This is a genomic window from Streptomyces sp. NPDC037100 (assembly GCF_055606225.1).
Genome location: NZ_JBVJSX010000009.1, coordinates 79,148 through 101,721 on the forward strand (window position 1 = coordinate 79,148; position 22,574 = coordinate 101,721).

The following is a 22,574-nucleotide window of genomic DNA, read 5'->3' on the forward strand; positions in this document are numbered from 1 at the left end:
TGGGGGTGGGTGTTCAGCCCTTGGTGGCCCCGGCGGCGATGCCGGTGACCAGCGAGCGCTGGAGGAGCAGATAGACGATCAGGCTGGGCACGAGGGCGATGACCGCACCGGCCAGCACGACCCCGGAGCCGACCTCGGGGTCGGTGCGCAGAATGGACAGGGCGACGGTGACCGTGTAGTCGGTGGGGTCCTTGGCGGCGATCAGGGGCAGCAGGTACTGGTCCCAGATCATGATGAAGCCGAGCACCCCGGCCACACCGAGGGCGGGCTTGCACAGGGGCAGGACGACCTGCCACAGCATCCGCAACTCGCCCACGCCGTCGATGCGGGCGGCCTCCTCGATCTCGGTGGGGATGTCCTTCATGAATTCGGTGAGCACCATCACCGAGAACCCCCAGGCGCCGAGCGGCAGGATCACGCCCCAGACCGTGCCCTTGAGGTCGACGCCGAGCACGGGCACATGGCCGAGGACCAGCGACAGCGGGATGGCGATGACCTCCTCCGGGAGCATCATCGTCAGCATGAACAGGGTCAGCACCAGCGCCTGGCCGCGGAACCTGTGCCGGGCCAGCGCGTAGGCAGCGAGGGTGCAGACGACGAGCTGGAGCAGCAGTCCGCCGCCCGCGATGACCAGGGAGTTGCCGAAGTAGTCCCAGATGCCGCGCTCGCCGGCCACCCGGAAGTTCAGCAGGGTCGGGTGGTGGGGGAGGAACGACAGCGTCGAACCGCTGGCCTTCTCGCTGAAGGAGCCGGAGAAGATCGTCAGGAACGGTGCCGCGAAGACCCCCAGGGCGAGCAGACAGAGCAGGACGCGCAGCGCCCAGGCGGGTCCCGGCCGGTCGCTCCAACCGAGGGCGGTGTCGAAACGGGCGGGGGTGGTGCGCTGCTTCCCGGCGGATTTCCGCGCGGCAGTGGCGCTCACCGGAGTCCGGACGGGGTCGATGGCGGGGGCGCTCATCTCACGTCTCCCCTCTTTCGGAGGTAGTTGACCGTGACGGTGAGCAGCAGCGTCACGCAGAGCAGGACCACGGAGGCGGCCGAGGCGCCGCCGATGTCGTTTCGGGTGAAACCGAGGGTGTAGGCGCGGGTCATCCACACGTCGGTGGAGCCGGCCGGGCCGCCGCCGGTGAGGACGTACACCTCGGTGAAGACGCGCAGCCCGCGGATGGCGGCGAGGGTCAGGACGATGCCGAGGGCGGGACGGATGGCGGGCAGTGTGATGTGACGCAGGCGCTGCCACAGCGCGACGCCGTCCATCGCGGCGGCCTCGTACAGCGAGCGGTCCACACCCGCGAGGCCCGCGAGGATGATCACCATGTTGTACGGGGCGAGCATCCAGATGCCCATGGCCATCGTGGCCCACAGCGCCGTGTCGGGGTTGTCCAGATAGGGCACCGGGCCAAGCCCGAACAGCCCGAGCCCGCTGTTGAGGAGGCCGTCGGACGTCGGGTAGTACATCAGTCGCCACATCTCGCCGACCACCGCGGTGGCGGTGACGACGGGCAGGAACACGGCGGTACGGATGATCTTCAGCGAGCGGGTCTGGCCCTCCAGCAGCAGCGCCAGCGCGGAGCCGACGAGGATCCCGCCGAGGGACATGCCGATGCCGAGGACCAGGGTGTGGCCGATGGCGTCCTGGAAGCGGTGATCGGTCAGGACCCGCGTGTAGTTGTCCAGGCCGACCCACTTGTCACCGAGGAAGGGCCGTACGTCGAAGAAGCTGAGCCAGACGCCCTTGCCCATCGGCAGGAACTTGAAGACGAGGGCCAGCAGCAGAGCCGGGGCGAGGAACAGCCAGGGCAGTACGGCCTTCTTGCTGAGGACCCGGGCTCTGCGCGGCCCGGGCGTCGTCGCGGTCGCGGTCATTTCAACAGCTCCTGGTCCTTGAGGTCACCGGCGAGGGTGTCGTCGAGCTCCTTCAGGCCGGAGCGGACGTCGCTGCCGCAGTAGGTGAAGATCGCGTTGAGTGCGTCGGCGGTGTCCTGCTTGATCGGGGCGAAGTCGGGCGCGTTGGGGAACTGCGCGGACGCCGTCTCGTACGCCTTCTGCACCACGCTCCACCGGGGGTCCTCGCGCACCTTCGCCGCGTCGAGCGTGGAGTTGACCGGGATGCGCACGACGGGCTGGTGGTCGCCGGTCATGGCCAGTTCCTGGCCCTCGGGGGAGACGAGGAACGCGGCGAGCGTCCGCTCCTGCTTCGCCTTGCCGGTCCTGGCGCCGAAGTAGATGTTCTCGCCGTCGGCCAGGACGTCGTTGTTGCCGGCCGGGCCCGAGGGCGCGGGCAGCACCTCGTACTTGTCCTTGCCGAGCGCCTCGTCGAACGTGGAGATGTTGTACGGGCCGGTGAGGTACATCCCGGCGTTGCCGTCCTGGAAGTTGGTGGTGTTCGCGGTGACGGAGGTGAGGGCGCTGGGCTGGATGACGCCTTTGTCGCCGCAGAAGAGGTTCTTCTTCATCCAGGTGACGGTGCGAACGGCGGCAGCCGAGTCCATGGCGGGCCGGTAGCCCGACCCCTCCTTCCGGAGGATCTGCACACCGCCCTGCCACAGATAACTGGCGCCCCACCAGGCGACGTAGCCGTTCTGCGCGCTGCCCGGGACGACCATGCCGTAGGTGTCCTTCCTGCCGTCCCCGTCCGGATCACGGGTGGCGAACGCCTTGGCGAGGGCGAGAGTGTCCTGCCAGGTCTTCGGCTGCGGCAGGCCGAGTTTCTCGCGCCAGTCCTTGCGGACGAACAGCGTCATGGCCTGGCGGGAGTACGGGATGCCGTAGTGCCTGCCGTCGCGGCCCACGGTGGACGACCAGGACTTGGCGGTGATCTCGTCGTGGCCCGCGATGGAGCCCGGGGTGATGGGCTTGAGCAGGCCCTGTGCCTGGTAACTGCCCATCAGGGCCGTGTCGTTGATCATGACGTCCGGCAGGTCCTTGATGGACGCCCGGCTCTGCAGCTGCTGGTCGAAGTTCATGACCGGCTGGAAGTCGATCTTGATGCCGGTCTTCTTGGTGAAGGCGGCGAACACGCGGTCATAGGTCTTGGCGGACTCCGGATCGCTCCGCGTCCACACCTCCAGGGTGTTCGGGTCACCGGCCCCGGCGCTGCCGGAACCGGAGCCGCAGCCGGCCGTTCCGAACAGGAGTCCCGAGACGGTGACCGTGGCAGCCAGGCGGAGACTTCGTCGGCGATCCCGCATGGGTGGTTCTCCGTTCATATTCGTGAACGCGCTTCACGAATCTAAATGATCGGCCAAGCTACGGATCGTTTCAGCGCCATGTCAAGACATGGCCGAGAGTTTTCACCGACGTCACACGACGCCCGGAAACACCGGGGGAGACGCCGACGGCCCCCACCGGATCATCCGGTGGGGGCCGTCCGAAAACGAGGGGGCGCGGGTCAGTCCTGCTGCTCTGCGTTCTTCTTCTTGATCCGGGCCGCTTCCTTGCGGACCTCCGCCTGAGTGGTGCGCTCCCGCTCCAGCCACTCGGGGCCTTCCTGCTTCAGCGCCTCGATCTGCTCGGTGGTGAGGGGCTCGGTGACGCCCGCGCGGGCGAGACCGGCGATGGAGACGCCGAGCTTGGCGGCGACCACCGGGCGGGGGTGCGGGCCGTTGCGCCGCAGGTCCTGCAGCCACTGCGGCGGGTTCGCCTGGAGTTCGTTCAGCTCGGCGCGTGAAACGACACCCTCCCGGAACTCGGCGGGTGTGGCCTCGAGGTACACACCCAGCTTCTTCGCCGCTGTGGCGGGCTTCATCGTCTGGGTGCTCTGGTGCGACGTCATGGCTCCCAGGGTATCGAGCGTGTGCACGACCCCTGACCACGGCCGGTAACCTGGCGAGGTGACAGGCTCGGATGAAACCCCCTCGTTCCGGCTCGCCTACGTCCCCGGGGTGATGCCCGACAAATGGGTGCGCATCTGGAACGAGCGGCAGCCCGATGTCCCGCTGGTCCTCACGCAGGTGCCCGCCGGAGAGGTGGCCGAGCGGCTGCTGGGCGGGGACGCCGACGCGGGCCTCGTCCGCACGCCGGTCGACCGGACGGTCTTCAGCGCGATTCCCCTCTACACCGAGCAGACGGTCGTCGTGGTGCCCAAGGACCACCTGGTCACGGCCGTTGACGAGGTGGCGCCGGAGGACCTGGCCGACGACATCGTGCTGCACCCGCTCGACGACGTCCTCGACTGGGAGACCCTCCCCGGGCGTCCCGCCCTCGAACGGCCCGTCACCACCGCCGACGCCGTGGAACTGGTCGCGGCCGGCATCGGCGTCCTCGTGGTCCCGCTGTCGCTCGCCCGACTGCACCACCGCAAGGACCTCACCCACCGGCCCCTCAAGGACGCCCCCGAGTCGAGCGTGGCCCTCTCATGGCCCGAGGACGCGAAGACGGACCGGGTCGAGGACTTCATCGGCATCGTCCGCGGCCGCACGGTCAACAGCACCCGGGGGCGTCAGCAGTCCCCGGCGCGGGACCGGTCCACGGACGCGACCCGGGGCGGCGCCCGGCGCAAGCCGGCGCCCGGCGCATCGGCGGCCGGCAAGTCGGCGGGGGCGAAGCGCACGGGGAAGAGCGGGAGCGGCGCGCCCCAGGGCAACAGGCGCGGCAAGCCCCGCCGCCGATCGTAGTACCGGGCCGACCGTCGTTCGTGGTGCCCGAACAGGCCCGCGGTTCGTGGTGCCCGAACCGGCCCGCGGTTCGTGGTACCCGCGTCGGCCGTGGTTCGTGGCATCCGCGTCTGCCGTCGTTCGTGATACCGGGGCCGGTTCGCGGAACGGGGCCGGCGGATGGACCGCGGCCCCGGAAGCGTACCCGTACCTGCTCAGCCGGCCGACGGAGAAGGCGCCGGCGCCCCATAGGACGGATTGGGCGCGACCGTCTGGAAATCCTTGAGGTCTTCGGGGATCGGCAGCACGCGGACCGGCGCACCCTGCTGCGGCGGCGGCGGTGTCGTCTGGTCCTGGGGCAGCTTGGGCGGGGCGGTGATCTGGAAGCTGACCTGCTCCTGATTGATCAGGCCGGTCTTCTCGAGCACCGTGATGTGGTCGAGAACGGTGTCGTTGGTCGTGTCCGCGAGCTCCCGCACGAGGCTGTTCCGGGTGGTCGCCCGGATCTTGGCGATCGCCGGGAAGATGCCCCCGTGCGCAACGCGCATGATGGTCACGGCAGTGGACTCGAACTCCCTGCCGGTGCTGCCCTCGGCCGTCGCCACGAACTGCTGCTGCTGCGGTGAGGGCTCGTTCGGAAGGGTGATGCCCAGGTCCGTGGAGATCTTGCGGCAGCCCGCGTCGAGCCGGCCGTGACCCACGAGCAGGTGCTTGGAGACCTCCTGCATCTCCGGCGACGTGCTCCGCTCCTTGATCATCTGCCCCAGCGGGTACTCCCAGAGTCCGGCCGCGCGCACGCGCACCACGAAGTCGCGGTCCGCTTCGGTCAGCGGACCCCACTGGGTGTTGGCGATGATGCGGTCCTGGCCGGAAGCCGCGTTCTGCACGCCCAGCATGCTCGGGTAGGCGAGCGCGGTGAGCGTAAGGATCAACGCACCGCCCACGAACGCGGTTCCTGCCGTGCTGCGCGAGATGCGCATCGTGCCTCCTGGGATTTGAACGGCCCAACACCAAGAGGTACGGACGCCGGGTGCAAAACAATCACTCCTGCCGCAAAAAAGTTCGCGGAGCCCGCCCGCCGTGGTCCGTGTACGGGACGGGAGAGGCCAGATCAGGACAGGTCGGCCGGGCCGACGAGCCAGTCGTACGCCGCCCGTGCCGTGAACTGCTCCTGGCCGCCCCGCAGGAGCAGACCCGCGGTCGCGAACTCCGGTGCGTCCGCCTGGGCCGGGACGTACGGGATCGCGATGCAGCGCATGCCGGCCGCGTGCGCGGCGGCGGCGCCCGGAGCGGCGTCCTCCAGCACGACACAGTCGGACGGGGCCGCGCCGAGCCGGCGGGCCGCCTCCAGGAAGACGTCCGGAGCCGGCTTGCCGTGCGCGACCTCGTCGGCCGAGACCACGGTGTGCAGCCGAGCGTCCAGGCCGGTTCCGGTCAGCACCGTGGCGATGGCCTCCGGCGACGAGCCCGAGGCCACGGCCATGGGCACGCCCTCGGTCGCCAGCAACTCGACGAACGCGCGCATCTCCGGGTAGGCGTGCGTGGCACTGCGGGCCAATTCCAGGTAGTTGCGGTTCTTCACCGCGAGCAGTTCCTCGACGGAGGCGGGCAGGCCGTAGCGGTCCTTCCAGTCCGCGACCGTCTCCTGCGTGCTGATGCCGACGTACCGCTCGTGGTCGGCCCAGGTGAAGTCCGCGATGCCGTACTCGCCGAGCGTCCGGCGGCCTGCCTCGTAGTAGTTCGGCTCGCTGTCCACGAGTGTTCCGTCGAGATCGAAGATGACTGACATTCCGCGGAGCTTGCTCATGTCGCCATGCTCTCAAAGATCATCCGCGGGCCGACCGTCCGATCGACTCCACCAGCGGCAGCATCCGGTGGGGCACGCGCTCGCGCAGTGCGACCTCGGTACGGGTGCGCACCACCCCGGGCATGCTGATCAGCTTCTGGACGACGTCCTCCAGATGTGCGTTGTCCCGGGCGACCACCCGGGCCAGCAGATCCCCGCCACCTGTGATCGAGAACGCCTCCACGATCTCCGGTACCGCCGCCAGAGCGTCCCCCACCTCGTCGAGATGGCCCTGGGTGACCTCGATGTGGACGAAGGCGAGGACGGGATGCCCGAGCGCGGCGGGGGAGAGGGCCGGTGCCGTGCCGGTGATCACACCGTCGCGCTCCAGCCGGTCGAGCCGGGCCTGGAGCGTGCCCCGGGCGACGCCCAGGATCCGGGCGTACTCGCGCACGCTGGTGCCCGGCTGCTCCAGCAGCAGCCGCAGGATGCGGGTGTCGAGCTCGTCCACGGGCATGGCGCCTCCTTCTCGTCCGTTGGCTCTGCCGCGGCCGCTCACCGGTCGCTCAGACTGTACCAATGGCCCAGTTCAGGAGGAGCCGGTTGAGCCACTGGCCTCCGGGATGCTGATATGGGTGCGTCGATGGCGCTGCGGACCCCGCGGCGCCTTTTTCATGCGTGTTCATGGCCGGTGTTGCGAGAGGGGCGGTAAGCGGTGCTGAAGAGGGTGTTCATGGCTCCGGATCCGGGGCGGACGCGGCTGCGGTTCGGTGCGCGAGCCGTGCTCGGCATCGCGCTCGCGGTAGCGGTGTGCGGCCTCGCCGGGCATTCCCTCGCGGGTGCCGTCACCGGCGGTCTCGCCGCCCTGCTCGCCCTGTTCACCGTGACCGACGCCACGGTGCGGGGCCAGGCCGTCACGACCGCTCTGCTGCCCGTCGTGGGCCTGCCCGTGCTCACCGCCGCGGCCGAGCTGCACGACCACCCGGTGGCCAGGGACCTCACCTTCCTCGCCGTCGTCGGCGCAGGCGTGTACGCGCGCCGCTGGGGCCCGCGCGGCCACAGCCTCGGGGTGTTCGCGTTCATGACCTTCTTCGTGGCGCAGTTCCTGCACGCCACCACCGGCCAGCTGCCCCAGCTGTACGCCGCGGTCCTGCTGTCGGTCCTCGCCGCCGCCGGGGTGCGCTTCGGCCTCTGGTGCTACGAGCGCCGCCTGCCCCCGCCGGCCGTGCCCGTTCCACCGGGCGGCACCGGTCTGGCCCGGGTGACCACCCGGCAGGCGATCCAGGCGACCGCCGGGGCCGGCTTCGCCCTCGTCGTGGGCCAGCTGGTGTCCGGGCAGCGCTGGTACTGGGCCGTCGGCGCCACCTGGTGGATCTTCGTCAACACCACCTCGCGCGGCGAGACCCTGGTCCGCGGCTTCCGGCGGCTGCTCGGAACGGTCATCGGCATCGCCCTCGGCCTGCTCGTGGCCGTGCCCGTGCACGGCGACCCGGCCGTCACGGCCGCGCTGGCCGCCGTCTGTGTGTTCGGCATCTTCTACACCGCCGCCGTGTCCTACACCTGGATGATGCTCTGGGTCACCCTCCTCGCCGGACTGCTCTACGGCCTCCTCGGCGTGCTCGGCCCCGGCCTGCTCGCCCTGCGGCTCGCCGAGACCGGCGTCGGGGCGCTCGGCGCCGCCCTGGCCGTGATCCTCGTCCTGCCCGTGACCACTCACAGCATCACCGACGCCTGGATCCGGCGGGCCCTGCGCTGCGTGCACGCCTGCGCCGTCGAGACCGCCCGGCGCCTGGCTGGCGCGGCGGACGCCGACCCGGCCCCGCGGGTGGCGGAGCTGGAGCAGCTCCTCGCCCGGGTGCGGCTGTCGGTCGCCCCGCTCGTGCACCCGCTGAACCCGATGCTCGGCCGCAAGCGGCGGGCCCGGCACGTGCTGGCCCTCCTCGACGACTGCGCCCGCGAGATCCGTGGTCTGGTCGCCGTCGCGGCGGACCCCGAGGCCTCCCACGACGCCCGTCTCGCCACGGCCTGCCGACGGGTGGAGGCCGCCGTGGAGGCCCTCACCGAGGGCAGGGACATCGCGGTCCACGCGGACGGCCTGCCCCACGCGGAACCCGCCCTGGCGCATCTGCACGGCCTGGAGCGAGCCCTGGCCGATCTGGCCCGCCCCCTGCGCACCCCGTCGGGCTCACCGCTGGTGGGCGCCTGACGGGACCGTGGACGCGCGCAGCCCCGGGCCGGCACGGTGCAGACGCCCGCTCCGCCGGGTCCGGCCGGGCGACGCGCCCTTGACGGATCCGGCCCGCCCCCTGCGCACCCATCGGGCTCACCGCTGGTGGGCGCCTGACGGGACCGTGAGGACGCACGCAGCCGGCCCTGCACGGTCCCGTGTGCGTACGGGCGGGCGGGCACGGGCAGGCCCGGGCGATCACCCACCGCATCGCCCTCCCGCCCCACGGCATATCGATCTTCGGCGCGCCTGACCCGGCCCGGCACGGTGCCGACGCCCGCTCGGGGCCGACCGGGCTACGCGCCCTTGACCGTTTGGTCTAGACCGCGCATGATCGGCTGCGCGGTCCACCCGGCCGCGCGGACGAGAGGGGACAGCGGTGGCGGACGGCAGACGGCGGGCGTTCATCGGGTCGTTCACGGCGGCCGGCGGCCCCGGCATCGTGACCGCGGAGGTCGACGCCGACACCGGCGCACTGACCGTGCTGAGCAGCGTGAACGCCGTCCCGGACCCCTCCTGCCTGACGCTCTCGCCGGACGGGGAGATGCTGTACGCGGTCAGTGAGACCGCCCAGGGCGCGGTGGCCGCGTACCGGGTGGACGGGGACAAGCCCGAGCCGGCCGGGCGGCCCGTGCCGGTCGACGGCAGCGGCCCGACCCACCTCAGCCTGTACGCCGGGCACGTGCTGACCGCCAACTACGGCTCCGGCAGCGTCACCGCGGTCCCCCTCCGCCCCGACGGCACGCTCACCCGCTCCGCATCCCGCGTGCTCCGGCACAGCGGCGCCGGTCCGCACACGCCCCGCCAGCAGGGGCCGCACGCACACCAGGTGCAGCCCGACCCGAGCGGCCGCTGGGCCGTCAGCGTGGATCTCGGCACGGACTCGGTACGGGTGTGCACGCTGACGGACGGTGCCCTGGTTCTGCACCGGGAGACCGCCCTGCGCCCCGGCTCGGGGCCCCGCCACCTGGCCTTCCACCCGGACGGCCGCCACGCGTACGTCGTCAACGAACTGAGCCCCTCCGTCACCGTGTGCCGCTGGGACGCGGCGGAAGGCGCCCTGACGCCGCTGTCCGAAACCCCGGTCCTGCCCGGTGCACCGGCGCGCGAGGCCTACCCTTCGGGCATCGCCGCCTCGCGCGACGGCCGCTTCGTGTGGACCGCCACCCGCGGCGAGGACGTCCTGTCCGTGCTCGCCGTCGAAGGCGAAGGGCTGCGGCTCGTCACCACGGTGCGTTGCGGCGGCCACTGGCCGCGCGCCCTCACCGCCGACGACGGCTTCCTGTACGTCGCCAACGAGCGCTCCGGCGACGTGACCTGGTTCGCGGTCGATCCGCTCACGGGCGTTCCGCGACGAGGCGGCTCGATCAGGGTGCCGGCGGTGTCCTACGTGGCCCTCGGCTGAGCAGGAGTCACCAAGCCGCCCGCACGCCCGCACCCTGCCGGGCGCCCACGGACGACGAAGGCCCGCTCCGAACCGGAGCGGGCCTTCTCGGTGTCGTGCGCGGCGCCTGGTGTCAGCGCACGGGCGTGCTCTGCGCCTGCTGCGGCGCGATACCCAGCGCCGTCGTGTACTTGGCCAGGGCCAGCTTGCCGATCGCCGGGTACGGGCCGAGCGGCTCGGCGGCGGAGCATCCGGCCTCCTTCGCGGCCTCCTCGAGCAGGATCTGCTCGATCTCCGGGCCGATCAGGTACGGCGCGAGCGCCAGCTGCTGCGAGCCGGAGGAGCGCAGCTGCTCGGCGACGGAGGCGATGGAGCCCTCCTGGTCCAGGGCCGCGGCCATCACCGGAACGGCGAGACGCGCGGCGAGCAGCATGCCGGTGATGCCTGCCGCCTGCACGGCCTCGTCACCGCCCACCGAAGCGAGGATGATGCCGTCCGCGGCGGTCGCCACGGTGAACAGCCGGGCACGGTCCGCACGGGCGAGACCGGCCTCGGACAGCCGCACGTGCAGCGCCTCGGCGAGCAGCGGGTGCGGACCGAGGACGTCGGTCAGCTCGGCGGCGACACGGCTCTCCATGAGGGCCTGGCGGACCTGGCGCAGCAGCGAACCGTCCGGGCCTGCGAGCAGCGGCACGACGACGGCGACGGGGCCGTCGGGCATCTTGACGTCCATGCCGGCGGCGCGGGCCTGCTCGAAACGGGCCGTGCGCTCCTCGGCCGCGTGCACGAGCACGGCCTGCAGCGAGGGGAACTCCGCGTTGTCCCCGTCGAGGTATCCGATGCGGGCGTCGAGGCCGGGCAGCTCGGAGCGGGCGATGCTCACGACCTCTTCGGCGAGGCTGCGCGTGGTGTTACTGGGCGTCCCCGGCACGGCGAGGACGAGCGCGGGCGCGCCCTCGGGAGCAACCAGCGGCTCGGGACGGCGGTGCCGTCCGGGCTGGCGGGGGCGCGGCATTCGTACGGGCAGGCCATCCGCGGGCCCAGTGGGGGAACTCATGGCGCCGCATGTTACTGGCTTCCTGGGTTCCTCTGTTCGGGGAGGGTGCAGGTGAGCGGTATCCGTCCCGTTTTGTCTATTGAGTTACGTACGGATCGGACGCGATCGGATCAATCACCCGAACGGATGGTCACGGACAGCATCCTCTCGTCACCCGGCAGCGTGAGGGAACCGGTGCTCAGTTCGGCCGCGATGCGCACCGAGCCGTGCAGCGGATCGCCCTCGGCCGGCACCCGCCGCGCCCGGGGGAGCCGCCGGGCCAGTTCTTCGTCCAGAGGCCCCAGCAGCGGGTCGCCCAGCTCGAACAGGCCGCCGGTGACGGCGACGCGCGGCTCACCGCCGGAGGGGCACACGGCCGCCGCGGAGTCCGCCATGTGCCGGGCGGCGGTACGCAGGATGCCCGCGGCGACAGGATCCTCGTCCGCGCAGGCGGCCACGCGGGGCGCGAAGGAGGCGAGCACGGCGGGCCGGTCGGGACGGGGATACAGCGCGCCGGGCAGCCCCGCCACGGGCCCGAACTCCTCCTCGGCGCGGGCCAGCAGACGGGCCGAGCCGTCCTGACGCCCGTCGTGTGCGCGCAGCGCGGCCTCGAGGCCGGCCCGGCCGATCCACGCACCGCCCCCGCAGTCGCCGAGCAGATGCCCCCAGCCGTCCGCACGCCGCCAGGCGGTCAGGTCGGTGCCCACCGCGATCAGCCCCGTACCGCCGGCGACCACGGCACCGGGGCGCGGCCCGAGCGCTCCCACGTAAGCGGTCACGGCATCGGCGGCCAGTGCGACTCGGCGCACCCCCCACTCCCGGGCCAGGGCGCCGGGCAGTTCGGCACGCAGCCCGTCCCCCAGGGAGGCCATCCCGGCCGCGCCCACGGCGACGGTGGTCAGCGGCATCGCTCCCGCCTCCACGGTCAACGCGCTCACCAACGGCACGAGTTGCGCCATGAAGTGCCCGGGATCGATGCCTCGCCCGCCCGTGCGAACCGGCTCACCGGACTCGCGGCGGGCCAGCGGTCCGCGCTCGGCGGTGCCGATCACGGCCCGGAGCCCGGAGCCTCCGGAGTCCACGGCGAGAAACCCGGAACCCTCCGACGCCCCGGTCACGGCAGGCGCCAGTCCACCGGTTGGCCGCCCTGGCGGATCAGCAGGTCGTTGGCCCGGCTGAAGGGGCGGGAACCGAAGAAGCCCCGGTCGGCCGACATGGGGGAGGGGTGGGCGGATTCGACGGAAGGCAGGTCCCCGAGGAGCGGGCGCAGATTGCGGGCGTCACGGCCCCACAGGATGGACACCAGCGGCTTGCCGCGCCCGGCCAGGGCCCGGATGGCCTGCTCCGTGACCTCCTCCCAGCCCTTGCCCCGGTGTGCGGCGGGCTTGCGCGGGGCGGTGGTCAGCGCCCTGTTGAGCAGCAGCACACCCTGCCGCGTCCACGGCGTGAGGTCACCGTTGGACGGCTGGGGGTGCCCCAGGTCGGCGTTCAGCTCGCGGTAGATGTTGATGAGGCTGCCGGGCAGTGGCCGCACCTCCGGCGCCACCGAGAACGACAGCCCCACCGCGTGCCCTGGAGTGGGGTACGGGTCCTGACCGACGATCAGGACCCGTACGTCGTCGAAGGGCTGCTGGAAGGCCCGCAGAACGTTCGGCCCGGCCGGGAGGTAGGTGCGTCCCGCGGTGATCTCCGCGCGGAGGAAGTCCCCCATCGCGGCGACGCGTTCGGCCACCGGTTCCAGGGCCTTCGCCCAGCCCGCTTCGACGATCTCATGCAAGGGTCGTGGTGCCACGGGCGTCACCCTACTGCCGTACCGGCAGCGCCGATCAACCGGTGGCCAACGCCTGAGTGCACCCTCGCCCCCGCCTGGTCCTCCGCCTCCCCCGTCCTCGCCCTTGCCTCAGCCGACGAGCGCGGCCCGCACGCACAGTACGTCCGGAAGGTGCGAGGCGAGCTGCTGCCAGTTGTCGCCGTCGTCGGCCGACGCGAACACCTCGCCGTTGCGGTTGCCGAAGTAGATGCCCGCGGGGTCGGCGTCGTCCGTGCACATCGCGTCGCGCAGCACCGTGCCGTAGTGGTCCTCCTGGGGCAGTCCCGCCGAGAGGGGCTCCCAGCTCTTGCCCGCGTCCGTCGTCCGGTAGACCCGGCACCGCCGGTCGGCCGGGACCCGGTCGGCGTCGGCGTTGATCGGGAACACGTACGCCGTGTCGCCCCGGTGCGGATGCGCCGCCGCGGCGAAACCGAACGTGGACGGCAGGCCCTCGCCGATGTCCGTCCAGTGCCCGCCGGCGTCGTCACTGCGGTACACGCCCCAGTGGTTCTGCAGGTACAGCCGGTCCGGGGTGGCCGCGTCCCGCGCGACCTTGTGCACGCACTGACCGAACTCCGGGTTCGGGTCGGGCAGGAACACCGCGGAGACACCCGAGTTGGAAGGTGCCCAGCTCGCGCCGCCGTCCAGGGTGCGGAACACGCCGGCGGTCGAGACGGCGACCGTCACCGCCTTCGGGTCGCGCCGGTCGGTGAGCACGGTGTGCAGGCCCTCCCCGCCACCGCCCGGCACCCACTTCGAGCGCGTGGGGTGCTCCCACAGGGGCCGGACCAGCTCGAACGTCTCCCCGCGGTCCTCCGAGCGGTACAGCGCGGCCGGCTCGGTGCCCGCGTACACCACGTCCGGCTCGGCGGCGGCCGCGTGCAGCTGCCACACCCGCTCCAGGGACGCCCCCGTGTCCTTGGGGAACTTGACCGCCGGGCGGGCCGGTTCGGTCCAGGTCCGGCCGAGGTCGTCGGAGTGGAACACGGACGGGCCCCAGTGCGCGCTGTCGCCGCCGACCAGCAGCCGCGGGGTCCCGGCCCGGGTGTCGACGGCGACCGAGTACACGGCCTGCGCGTTGAAGTAGGGGCTCTCGTCGAACTCCCAGGCCCCACCACCTCGCCGGCGCCCGATGAACAGGCCTTTGCGCGTGCCCACGGCGAGCAGTACCTCGGTCATGCCGATCACCTCCGCGGCGTCGTCGTTGACGCCCTCGTCCCGAACACCGGCCAGTCTGCACCCGACCACTGACAGTCACCTCCGGAGCGGGCTGAGCCCCAGGTCAGCGGGGTGTCGGCGAGGCGGGTCCGGGTCTCGCGGGCCGCCCTGGCCGGGCGTTCGCCGGGGCCGGGGACCGCGGAGATCGTGACGCCGGGTAGGTGCAGTGAGCATCCAGGCGCCGCCGTCCGTATGGGGAGAGCGGCGGAATGGTCGTGGGCTCGTGAGGAGGAGGCCTTCGATGGCATTACGTGGACCGAAGGTGTGGCTGTGGCGCTGGCGGCGCAATCCGCTCAAGCGCCGTGGCGACCGGGTGGAGGCCTGGGTCGTCCTGGGCGTGTGGATGCTCACCGTGTTCGTCGGGCTGCTCGCCGGGACGACGGTGAGCCGTTCCGTCGAGGACGGACTGGCCCGGGAACGCGTCGAGTGGCGCCCCCTCGTGGCACGGCTCGCCGAGCGCGCCCCCGGGGTGGCCTCCGAGAACGGCCGTGTGTCCCGCACCGAGACGGTGTGGGCGACGGCACGGTGGACCGCCGCGGACGGGTCCGAGCACTCCGGCGAGCTGCGGGTCCCGGCGGGCAGCGCCGTGGGGGCCCCGGTCACCGTGTGGACGGATCCCGAGGGCCGTCAGGTCACCCGGCCCGTCACCGAATCCCAGGCCCGTGTACGGGCCTGCCTGATCGGGGGCGCGGCAGGCCTCTGCGCCGCGGCCGTCCCCCTGGTCGCCGGCCGTGCTCTTCGCGGTCGCCTGGAGCATCGCCGCATCGAGCAGTGGGACGCGGAGTGGGCCCGCTTCGGCCCGATGTGGGGGCGTACGACGGGGTGAGGCCGTCGCGGCGCCCGGTCCGACAGGCTCCGGCTCCGCTGGCGGCCTTGTCCGGCTACTCGTAGGCGCCGGCTCCGCGGGCGGCCTTGTCCGGCTACCCGTAGGCGCCGCTCCCGCGGGCGGCCTTGTCCGGCTACCCGTAGGCGCCGCTCCCGCTGGCGGCCTCGCCCGGCCACCCCCAGGCGCCGGCCCCACCGGCGGCCCTGTCCGCCACCCGCAGGCGCCTGCCCTACCGGTGCCCCGCTCCGGCCAGCGCCCGACCACACACCCGCAGCAGTGTCAGGTCCTCGCGTATGCCGTTGCCTCCGGCGTCGGTGCGATGCCGGCGGGGAGAGGCGAGCTCGGCTCGGAGCAGGTCGTGCAGGGGTGCTCCCGCCGGTCCCAGTGCCGAGACGCACTCGGCGACCATCGCGCGCGTGCGCGGGTGCTCCCTCCACGTCGAGCGGAGGATGGGGAGGAACCGTTCCGGTTCCCCGGTCGTCCGCCACACCGCGCAGGCGGCGGTGGCCCGTTCCCGCGCGTCACCGTGGTCGGCCAGCTCGCGCAGCCCGGACAGGGCCGGGCGAGCGGCGGGGCCCAGCCGCCCCAGTAGAGCCGCCGCGCGGCGTCGGCGGTCGTTCCCCGTGTCAGTCCCCGGGTCCGTCATCGTGTCCGTCAAGGCGCGGAGCAGCACGGGCAGCACGGCATGTGCGTCACCCGTGATCGACCACAGCGCGTCCGCCGCCGCGAGGGCGCAGTCGCACTCCAGCAGTCCGCGCAGATCCGGTACCGCCTCGCGTGCGGCGTCGCCGAACGCGCCGAGGGCACGGACCGCCGCCTCCGTGACGGCGTCGCGCCGCCGCAGCCCGTCCGGCATGCCGCGCAGCAGACGCAACACAGCGGGTACGGAGGCGTCGTCGCCCAGCGCGGCAAGGGCCGACAGCAGGGGAACGGCCCGTTCGCGGATGTCGGACGCGTCGAGCGGCACGCGGGCGAGCCGTCGCCGCAGCGCGGGGGCGAGCGGCACGGCCGCGCGGCCCAGGTGGGGTACGGCCAGCCCCAGATCGTGCGGTACGACCGGACCCGCCAGCACCTCGGCCAGCAGCGGTACGGCCCGCGCGTCCCCCGTCCCGGCCAGTGCCTTGAGCGGGCCGCCCAGGGCCGGTGCGCCCCGCTCCCCATGCCGTATGCGCAGTTCGGGACGGTACGTCACCAACGCGTGAAGAGGGTCCGCGGCAGGCGCGGCCAGCTCGGAGAGCTCCAGCAGGACCGTGACCGCCGCGTCGTGCAACCGGACCTCCTTCGCGCCCAGTTGGTTACCGATGAGGGTGACCGGCTCCGCGTGGCCGGCGCGCCATTCACGGAAGAGCCCGGCCGACATCCACACGCCGTTGCACCGGTCGAGGGGATCCGGGCTGGTCAACTGCCCGCACAGCAGGGCGACACGGTCGGCCACCCGGCTGCCGAGCGCGGAGTGCAGGGTCCGCAGCAGCCGGGAGCCCTCCTCGTCAGAGGGGCGCAGCCGCCGCAGCCGGGCGGCGAGTGTGTCCGGACCCGGACAGTCGTCCGGGCGTCCCGCCCGGGCCCGCCTCCCCGATCTGTCCCTGAGCAGCCGGACGACGGTCGGTACGAGATCGGCGGGGAGCAGATCCGGGGCGCATCCCGCGAGCTGGCCGAGTGCGGCGAGCCGGAGACCGGGGCCGTAAGGCGGCCCGCTCAGCTCGGTCAGCAGGCGCACCGCCTCGGCTGCGTGAGCCTCCACGGCCGGGCGGTGGCGCTGCGCGAACAGGCCGAGGCTCTCCGCGAGGGCGAGCAGGACACCGTCGTCCCGCTCCACGTTGATCCGCTCCCGCACCAGGTCGAGCACCCGCTCCGGTTGGTCGACGTACCGCACCAGCGCGCCCGGGACCGCCCGTCGTACTGCGGCGTCCGGGTCCCCCGCGAGACGGACGAAGACGTCGGCACGCGCGCGCAGGGTCTCCCGCACCTCTGCCGCGCGGTCATCGCGGGCACCGGCGATGTCGCCGATGCTGACGAGGAGTTCCACCACCCCCGCCCGGTCCCGCACCTCCTCGCGGCCGGCGAGCGCAAGGAGAAACGGAACACAGGCGAGCGTCGAGTCGTGGACGTCGTCGTCCTGGTGGTGCACGGCGCCGTACATCCCGTCGAGCGCGGTCTGTCGCTCGGCAGGGTCGGCGGAGGCCAGCCCCCGCAGTAGTCCGGGTACGTCCTCCGCGCTGCCGTGCGCGTGGCGCAGCGAGGCCCAGTCGACCTCGTCCATCCCCCTGAACACGTTGTCCTCCCCCAGACGAAATGCCAACTGACGGGGAGTCTGCACCACGGCACCGACAACGAAGCGGAATCGGGAGATGACTGTGCGCGATCTGTGCGCACGATGGCTTGAGTTCGAGTCGGCCCCGCCCTGGCCGGTGGCCCGCGCTCTGGCAGGTTGTCCCGCCCTGGCCGGTTGCCCGCTCTGGCAGGTTGTCCCGCCCGGACCGGTTGCCCGCCCTGGCTGGTTGCCCCGCCCGCGTCGGTCGCCCTCTCGACCGGCCGGCCCGGCCCCGGCTCCTCAGCCCCTGCCGCCGGGCAGCGCCCGCTCCACGATCGTGTCCAGGTCCGCCGTCTGCGGCAGCGTCCCGAACGCGTGCCCCCAGTCACCCCCGAGCCGTGTCGCGCAGAACGCGTCGGCGACGGCCGCCGGGGCGTGCCGGACGAGGAGGGAGGCCTGGAGGGTCAGCGCCATCTGCTCCACGAGCCGGCGAGCCGTGGTCGGTGACGCCTCGGACAGACCCGTCTTGAGCCGCGTCACGGCCGAGTCCAGGCGGGCGTCCGCTCCCCGGGCGAGGGCGAGCTCTCCGAACAGGGCCTCGGCGGTGCCCGGTTCGCGGGTCAGCGCCCGCAGCACATCGAGCGCGTTGACGTTCCCCGAGCCCTCCCAGATCGACAGCAGGGGAGCCTCGCGGTAGTGCCGCGGCATGCCCGAGTCCTCGACGTAGCCGTTGCCGCCGAGGCACTCCAGTGCCTCCGCGGTGAAGGCCGGGCCCCGCTTGGTCACCCAGTACTTCCCGACGGCGGTGGCGATCCGGCGGAACGCGGCCTCCGACCTGTCGACATCGTCTTTGCGGATCGCCCGGTCGGCCGCCCCCGCCAGTCGCAGGGTGAGCGTCGTGGCGGCCTCGGACTCCAGCGCCAGATCGGCCAGAACGTTGCGCATCAGCGGCTGGTCCACGAGCCGTGCGCCGAACGCGCTGCGGTGGCGCGCGTGGTGCCCGGCCTCGACGAGGGACTTGCGCATCAGCGCGGCCGACATCATCACGCAGTCCAGCCGCGTGCAGTTGACCATCTCGATGATGGTCTTCACGCCCTGCCCCTCCGGGCCGACCAGCCAGGCCACCGTCCCGTCGAACTCGGGCTCGGAGGAGGCGTTGGACCGGTTGCCCAGCTTGTCCTTCAACCGCTGGATGCGGAAGGTGTTGCGGGTCCCGTCCGGCAGTACACGCGGCACCAGGAAGCACGACAGCCCGCCCGGAGCCTGTGCCAGGACGAGGAACACGTCGCACATCGGCGCCGAGGTGAACCACTTGTGCCCGCGCAGCGTGTACACGCCGGGCTCGGCCGTCGGTGTGGCCGCCGTGGTGTTCGTCCGGACGTCGGAACCGCCCTGCTTCTCGGTCATCCCCATGCCCGCGAGCAGCCCGCGCTTCTCCGTGGGCTCCCGGAGGACCGGGTCGTACTCCCGGCTCGTCAGCAGCGGCTCGTAGAGCTTCGCCAGCTCGGGCTGCCTGCGCAGCGCGGGAACGGCGGCGTAGGTCATCGACGTGGGGCAGCCGTGCCCGGCCTCGGTGTGCCCCCACACCAGTCCGCCCGCGGCCCTGACGACATGAGCGCCGGGCCGGTCGTCCGCCCAGGGCGATGCGGCCAGTCCCTCCCCGATCGCCGTGCGCATCAGGTGGTGCCAGCTGGGATGGAACTCGACCTCGTCGACGCGGTTGCCGTACCGGTCGTGCGTGCGCAGCTCCGGCTCGTGCCGGTTGGCCAGGTCGGCCCACTCCTGCGCCTGGGCGCTGCCGGCCTGCCTCCCGAGCCGCCGCAGGTCCTCCTCGGCCCACCCGGCGCCCTCCCGCCGCAGCCCCTCCAGCAGGGCCCTGTCGTCGGAGGCGTCGTAGGGGGTGAGGGGCGGGGCCTGGTTGGTGACCTCGTGCGTGGGCCCGCGGTACGCCGGTTGTTCGTCCAGTGAGGAGACCATGCGTCGAGTGTTGCATTCTGACTGCGGTCGCAGCAATCCAGCAACACGGATATCCGCGGCGTACAGTTTGTGACCATGCCGATGAACGTCCCGGCGCCGCCCGGCGCGCTCGATCTGCGCCCGCTGTCCGCGCGGTCGGTCGTCCTGAGCCTGCTCCTCGGCACGCATCCCCCCGAACTGCCGGTCAGGGAGCTGCTGCGGCTCGTGGACGGGTTCGACGTCGGCGGCTCCACCCTGCGGGCGGCGCTCAGCCGGATGGTGGCCGCCGGAGACCTGCGGCGCACGGACGGCGGCTACCGCCTCAGCGACCGGCTGCTGGAGCGCCAGCGCCGCCAGGACGACGCCGTGCGACCGCGCACGCGCGCGTGGCACGGCGACTGGGAGATGGTCGTGATCACCGCGACCGGACGCGGCCCGGCCGAACGCGCAGACCTGCGCACACGGCTGACCGCCCTCCGGCTTGCCGAACTCCGCGAAGGCGTCTGGCTCCGGCCCGCCAATCTCGCCCGTGCTCTCCCGGATGACCTGAACCAGGTCGTCCAGCGCTACACGGCCCGCCCTGATCGCCCCTCGGGCGAACTGGCCGAAGCTCTGTGGCCGCTGGACGCCTGGTCCGCCACCGCCCGGGCTCTGCTCGCCCACATCGCCGGCTCGTCCCGCCCGGCCGACCGTCTGACGGCCTTCGCCGCCGTCGTACGGCACCTGCTCGCCGACCCCGTGCTGCCGCCCGGACTCCTGCCCGCCGACTGGCCCGGCATCGAACTGCGCGCCGCCTACACCGCCTACCAGCGGGAGCTGATCGGGGAGGTACGCGCGCGCGTGCGCGGCACATGACGCGGACGGCCGTGCGCAGCGCCCGCCGGCGCTCCGCACGGCCGCCTTCACCGTGGGGGGACAGTCTGAGGGGGGACTACCTGTAGATGATGTCCGAGGTGGAGTAGAGGCAGTTCTTGCTGTCGGGCCCGGATCCGACGGCGGTGTTGTTGTTGTACTTCTGGCAGGGGACGACCTTGCGGCCGGAGTCGTTGCGGATGGTGATGTTCCGCAGCGTCGCCACGTCGTTGCGGTTGACGTTGATGCCGACGAGCCGCGCCGTGGAGCCGGTGCCGGTCACGTCGACGGTGTTGAGGTTGACCTTGCGGGTGTACTGCGTGGAGCAGTCACCGCAGGAGCGGTACAGCGTCTTGAACTCCTGCACCGCGAAGTTGGAGATGGTGAGGGTGCCGCCGCCGTTGTGCTGGAAGACCTTGTCCGCCGCCTTCTTCGCGCCGCCGCCGATCACCTGGTAGGTGGCACCGTTGCCGCCGCGGAAGGTGGCGGCGTCCTCGCCGACGTCCTCCCACCAGACGTTCTGCAGCGTGCAACTGCCCTCGCAGTGGATGCCGTCGGCCGCGGGGGCGCCGAGGATGACGTTCTTCAGCACAGCGCCGTCGGCGAGCTTGAAGATCGGGTCCTGACCCTCCTCCTGGCCGTCACCGGCCAGGGCGCCGGTGCCGTAGTACCGCTTCATCCCGTAGTCCTTGGTGCCGGACACGGAGATGGTGGCGGAGGTTCCCTGGCTGCCGTTGGGAGTCGGCCAGGTGGCGGCGCTCGCGGTGGGCGCATTCGTGGTCATGATCATGCCAACCGAGAGGCCGAGGGTGGCCAGTGCGCCGGTCAGTGCGCGCCTGCGGGCGCGCGGGCGTGTCGCAGAAGTCATGTCCCGATTCCTTCTGTCGTGGGGGTGGAGCGCGTCGGGCTCCTCCGGAGCCCGAGCGTCCCGTCGGGGGGCGTGCCTTCGTTGAGCTGGTGGGTCACGTTGGTGAACAACGTTCAGTATGCCGCTCGATCTGAGCTTCCCTGGGGGGCTGCTCGCGTCGGCGGGTCACACTGCTGAACGGAACGTAGGGGGCAAGCGCTTTCTAGTCAACGCCTCGCGCAGAACGTATTCGGCCGCTCCTGGTCAGGGTGCTGCCGGTGTGGGAGCGCTTCCATGAAAACCATGTCCATGTCACCATGCCGAAACGGATGCCTCCTGAACCGCACCTCACGACGGAAGGAACCCCGACGTGTCCGCGACCCCCCACCCCACGGCGCCGAGACGCCCGTGGCCGATGTTCCTCGCGCTCGTCGCCGCGCTGCTGCCCCTACTGGCGGCCACCGTGCTGGGCGCACCCGCGGCGGCCGCGGGCGAGCCCGCCCGTGATGCCGCCCGCACGGGGGCCGTCCCCGCCGCTGCCCTCACCGAGGTCACGAACTTCGGCACGAACCCCAGCAACCTGCGCATGTACCTGTACGTACCGGAGAGCGTCACGCCGAAGCCGGCCATCGTGGTGGCCGTGCACTGGTGCACCGGCTCGGGCCCGGACATGTACAACGGCACCGAGTACGACACGCTCGCCGACCGCTACGGATTCATCGTGCTCTACCCGTCCGTCACCCGCAGCAGCAAGTGCTTCGACGTCTCGTCACCCCAGGCCCTGCGCCGCGGCGGCGGCAGCGACCCCGTCGGCATCAAGTCGATGATCGACTGGACCACCCGGACCTACAACGCCGACACCGGCCGGATCTTCGCCACCGGCATCTCCTCCGGCGCGATGATGACGAACGTCCTGCTCGGGGACTACCCGGACGTGTTCGCGGCGGGCGCCGCCTTCTCCGGCGTCCCGTTCGGCTGCTTCGCCACCACCGACGGCTCCGAGTGGAACAGCGCCTGCTCGGGCGGCTCGGTCACCCGCACCCCGGAGGAGTGGGGCGACCTGGCCCGGAGTGCGTACCCCGGCTACACCGGCGCCCGGCCCCGGATGCAGATCTGGCACGGCACCCAGGACGACGTCCTGCGCTACCCCAACTTCGGGGAGCAGATCAAGCAGTGGACCAACGTGCAGGGCGTGAGCCAGACCCCCGTCACCACCGACACGCCCCAGTCCGGCTGGACCCGTACCCGCTACGGAGGCACGGGTGACCGGGCCCCCGTGGAGGCCGTCGGTCTGCAGGGCGTCGGCCACAACTTGTACGCCCAGGGCATGGCGTCCCGCGTGCTCACCTTCTTCGGCCTGGACGGCTCCGGGCCGGCTCCCCAGCCCCAGCCCGGCGCCTGCCGGGTGACGGCCTCGGTGAACGCCTGGAGCACCGGTCTGACCGCCTCCGTGACCCTCACCAACACCGGCACGACAGCCGTCAACGGCTGGAAGCTCGGCTTCACGCTGCCCGCGGGGCAGACGGTCACGGGCGGCTGGGGTGCCACGTACACGCCGTCGTCCGGGTCGGTCACCGCCACCGACGTCGCGTACAACGGCATCATCGCGCCGGGCGCGAGCGTGAGCATCGGCTACCAGGCGAGTCACGGCGGCAACAGCGCCGCCCCGGCCGCCTTCACGCTCAACGGAACGGCGTGCGTGGCCGGTTGACCTACCTCTGCGAGTGCCGGACCGGGCGGCCGGGCCGGACCGATCAGTTGGCCGCGCTGCTCGATGCGGCTGCCC

20 protein-coding genes are annotated in these 22,574 nt (G+C 72.4%); 6 read left to right on the forward strand and 14 right to left on the reverse strand.

Going from position 1 to position 22,574, the window contains the following annotated elements; translation table 11 throughout:
• Nucleotides 1-13: 13 nt before the first annotated feature.
• From ACZ7EG_RS27265 to ACZ7EG_RS27280, 4 genes are all read right to left on the reverse strand, one after another.
• Nucleotides 14-958 (reverse strand): carbohydrate ABC transporter permease, encoded by a 945-nt coding sequence (locus ACZ7EG_RS27265; RefSeq protein ID WP_471084168.1) that lies wholly within the window; start codon nucleotides 956-958, stop codon nucleotides 14-16.
• Nucleotides 955-1,866, reverse strand: a complete 912-nt coding sequence (locus tag ACZ7EG_RS27270) for a carbohydrate ABC transporter permease (protein WP_471084171.1) — start codon at nucleotides 1,864-1,866, stop codon at nucleotides 955-957. Before ACZ7EG_RS27270 ends, ACZ7EG_RS27265 begins: the two co-directional genes overlap by 4 nt.
• On the reverse strand, nucleotides 1,863-3,191 hold the full coding sequence (locus ACZ7EG_RS27275) for an ABC transporter substrate-binding protein (RefSeq protein ID WP_471084174.1): 1,329 nt from the start codon (nucleotides 3,189-3,191) through the stop codon (nucleotides 1,863-1,865). The genes ACZ7EG_RS27270 and ACZ7EG_RS27275 overlap by 4 nt, the downstream gene beginning before the upstream one ends.
• Nucleotides 3,192-3,391: 200 nt before the next feature.
• Nucleotides 3,392-3,775 (reverse strand): DUF5997 family protein, encoded by a 384-nt coding sequence (locus ACZ7EG_RS27280; RefSeq protein ID WP_471084177.1) that lies wholly within the window; start codon nucleotides 3,773-3,775, stop codon nucleotides 3,392-3,394.
• A 58-nt stretch (nucleotides 3,776-3,833) separates the two neighbouring features.
• Here ACZ7EG_RS27280 and ACZ7EG_RS27285 point away from each other — a divergent pair, with 58 nt between their 5' ends.
• Complete coding sequence (locus ACZ7EG_RS27285) at nucleotides 3,834-4,616, forward strand: LysR family substrate-binding domain-containing protein (RefSeq protein WP_471084180.1); 783 nt, start codon at nucleotides 3,834-3,836, stop codon at nucleotides 4,614-4,616.
• Nucleotides 4,617-4,810: 194 nt separating this feature from the next.
• On the opposite strand, the gene ACZ7EG_RS27290 is transcribed toward ACZ7EG_RS27285, so the two are convergent.
• From ACZ7EG_RS27290 to ACZ7EG_RS27300, 3 genes are all read right to left on the reverse strand, one after another.
• Nucleotides 4,811-5,575 carry a DUF4142 domain-containing protein gene (locus ACZ7EG_RS27290; protein ID WP_471084183.1) on the reverse strand — a complete coding sequence of 255 codons (765 nt, stop codon included), beginning with the start codon at nucleotides 5,573-5,575 and terminating at the stop codon, nucleotides 4,811-4,813.
• A 131-nt stretch (nucleotides 5,576-5,706) separates the two neighbouring features.
• Nucleotides 5,707-6,402 (reverse strand): HAD family hydrolase, encoded by a 696-nt coding sequence (locus tag ACZ7EG_RS27295; RefSeq protein ID WP_471084186.1) that lies wholly within the window; start codon nucleotides 6,400-6,402, stop codon nucleotides 5,707-5,709.
• 19 nt (nucleotides 6,403-6,421) lie between these two features.
• Nucleotides 6,422-6,898, reverse strand: coding sequence for an Lrp/AsnC family transcriptional regulator (locus ACZ7EG_RS27300; protein WP_471084189.1), 477 nt, complete (start codon nucleotides 6,896-6,898; stop codon nucleotides 6,422-6,424).
• Nucleotides 6,899-7,096: 198 nt separating this feature from the next.
• On the opposite strand from ACZ7EG_RS27300, the gene ACZ7EG_RS27305 reads away from it, so the two are divergent.
• Both ACZ7EG_RS27305 and ACZ7EG_RS27310 read left to right on the forward strand, forming a co-directional pair.
• Nucleotides 7,097-8,587 (forward strand): FUSC family protein, encoded by a 1,491-nt coding sequence (locus ACZ7EG_RS27305; RefSeq protein ID WP_471084192.1) that lies wholly within the window; start codon nucleotides 7,097-7,099, stop codon nucleotides 8,585-8,587.
• 400 nt (nucleotides 8,588-8,987) lie between these two features.
• Entirely contained in the window at nucleotides 8,988-10,013 is a 1,026-nt protein-coding gene (locus tag ACZ7EG_RS27310; RefSeq protein WP_471084195.1) for a lactonase family protein, read from the forward strand.
• Nucleotides 10,014-10,125: 112 nt separating this feature from the next.
• Here the strand turns inward: ACZ7EG_RS27310 and ACZ7EG_RS27315 are convergent, their stop codons facing one another.
• From ACZ7EG_RS27315 to ACZ7EG_RS27330, 4 genes are all read right to left on the reverse strand, one after another.
• The gene (locus ACZ7EG_RS27315; RefSeq protein WP_471084198.1) at nucleotides 10,126-11,049 is read right to left on the reverse strand and encodes a sirohydrochlorin chelatase; all 924 of its coding nucleotides are present in this window, start codon (nucleotides 11,047-11,049) and stop codon (nucleotides 10,126-10,128) included.
• Between the two features lie 110 nt (nucleotides 11,050-11,159).
• Nucleotides 11,160-12,146: an N-acetylglucosamine kinase gene (locus tag ACZ7EG_RS27320; protein ID WP_471084201.1), complete on the reverse strand. Its 987-nt coding sequence runs from the start codon at nucleotides 12,144-12,146 to the stop codon at nucleotides 11,160-11,162.
• Complete coding sequence (locus ACZ7EG_RS27325) at nucleotides 12,143-12,820, reverse strand: uracil-DNA glycosylase (protein WP_471084203.1); 678 nt, start codon at nucleotides 12,818-12,820, stop codon at nucleotides 12,143-12,145. The genes ACZ7EG_RS27320 and ACZ7EG_RS27325 overlap by 4 nt, the downstream gene beginning before the upstream one ends.
• Before the next feature lie 108 nt (nucleotides 12,821-12,928).
• Nucleotides 12,929-14,086: a WD40/YVTN/BNR-like repeat-containing protein gene (locus tag ACZ7EG_RS27330; RefSeq protein WP_471084206.1), complete on the reverse strand. Its 1,158-nt coding sequence runs from the start codon at nucleotides 14,084-14,086 to the stop codon at nucleotides 12,929-12,931.
• A gap of 211 nt (nucleotides 14,087-14,297) precedes the next feature.
• Between ACZ7EG_RS27330 and ACZ7EG_RS27335 the strand changes: the two genes are divergently transcribed.
• Nucleotides 14,298-14,882 (forward strand): Rv1733c family protein, encoded by a 585-nt coding sequence (locus ACZ7EG_RS27335; RefSeq protein WP_471084209.1) that lies wholly within the window; start codon nucleotides 14,298-14,300, stop codon nucleotides 14,880-14,882.
• Between the two features lie 229 nt (nucleotides 14,883-15,111).
• On the opposite strand, the gene ACZ7EG_RS27340 is transcribed toward ACZ7EG_RS27335, so the two are convergent.
• Nucleotides 15,112-17,154 carry a HEAT repeat domain-containing protein gene (locus tag ACZ7EG_RS27340; protein ID WP_471084212.1) on the reverse strand — a complete coding sequence of 681 codons (2,043 nt, stop codon included), beginning with the start codon at nucleotides 17,152-17,154 and terminating at the stop codon, nucleotides 15,112-15,114.
• Nucleotides 17,155-17,433: 279 nt separating this feature from the next.
• Complete coding sequence (locus ACZ7EG_RS27345) at nucleotides 17,434-19,110, reverse strand: acyl-CoA dehydrogenase family protein (protein ID WP_471084215.1); 1,677 nt, start codon at nucleotides 19,108-19,110, stop codon at nucleotides 17,434-17,436.
• 75 nt (nucleotides 19,111-19,185) lie between these two features.
• Between ACZ7EG_RS27345 and ACZ7EG_RS27350 the strand changes: the two genes are divergently transcribed.
• Entirely contained in the window at nucleotides 19,186-19,944 is a 759-nt protein-coding gene (locus ACZ7EG_RS27350; protein ID WP_471084218.1) for a PaaX family transcriptional regulator C-terminal domain-containing protein, read from the forward strand.
• A 76-nt stretch (nucleotides 19,945-20,020) separates the two neighbouring features.
• Here ACZ7EG_RS27350 and ACZ7EG_RS27355 read toward each other — a convergent pair whose 3' ends face one another.
• Nucleotides 20,021-20,809 carry a pectate lyase gene (locus ACZ7EG_RS27355; RefSeq protein ID WP_471084221.1) on the reverse strand — a complete coding sequence of 263 codons (789 nt, stop codon included), beginning with the start codon at nucleotides 20,807-20,809 and terminating at the stop codon, nucleotides 20,021-20,023.
• Between the two features lie 394 nt (nucleotides 20,810-21,203).
• On the opposite strand from ACZ7EG_RS27355, the gene ACZ7EG_RS27360 reads away from it, so the two are divergent.
• Nucleotides 21,204-22,499 (forward strand): extracellular catalytic domain type 1 short-chain-length polyhydroxyalkanoate depolymerase, encoded by a 1,296-nt coding sequence (locus tag ACZ7EG_RS27360; protein ID WP_471084929.1) that lies wholly within the window; start codon nucleotides 21,204-21,206, stop codon nucleotides 22,497-22,499.
• The last annotated feature ends 75 nt before the right edge of the window (nucleotides 22,500-22,574 follow it).